The sequence below is a fragment of the Streptomyces hilarionis genome (assembly GCF_024539675.1).
GTDB lineage: Bacteria > Actinomycetota > Actinomycetes > Streptomycetales > Streptomycetaceae > Streptomyces > Streptomyces hilarionis.
This window is the reverse complement of record NZ_JAHHIT010000580.1, coordinates 1-328: the sequence shown is the minus strand read 5'-3', so window position 1 is coordinate 328 and position 328 is coordinate 1. Positions and strand designations below refer to the sequence as shown.

At 58.5% G+C, this 328-nt stretch carries 1 protein-coding gene; it reads right to left on the bottom strand.

The features are described from left to right. Positions 1-304 (bottom strand): ParB family protein (locus tag KMS84_RS44265; RefSeq protein WP_256921495.1); only part of this gene is annotated, 304 nt, incomplete at its 3' end. Positions 305-328 lie beyond the last annotated feature (24 nt).

The window sequence follows — 328 nt, the reverse complement described above, 5'->3', positions numbered from 1 at the left end:
GCAGATCGCTTTCGGCCAAATGGCCGAGCAGGGCGGTGAGTTCATCGGTCCAGGGGCGGAACAAGCAGTGAATGCGAAAGAACCGCTCCTCGCGGGTTTCCTGCCACAGTTCGCCGAGAATCGCCAAGCGAGTATTGCCGCCGTTACGGATGATGAAATAAGACTCTCCCGGACGGCGGGTAATCGGCGGCGGTTGATCCAGCCCGCGCTCACGGATCGAGGCTTTGATATCGTCATACAGAGGATTACGGATGAAACGCGGGTTGTGTTCGTAGGGCCGCAACTGCTCCAGCGTGACCAACATAGGCGTGTCAGCAAGTGGATCGGA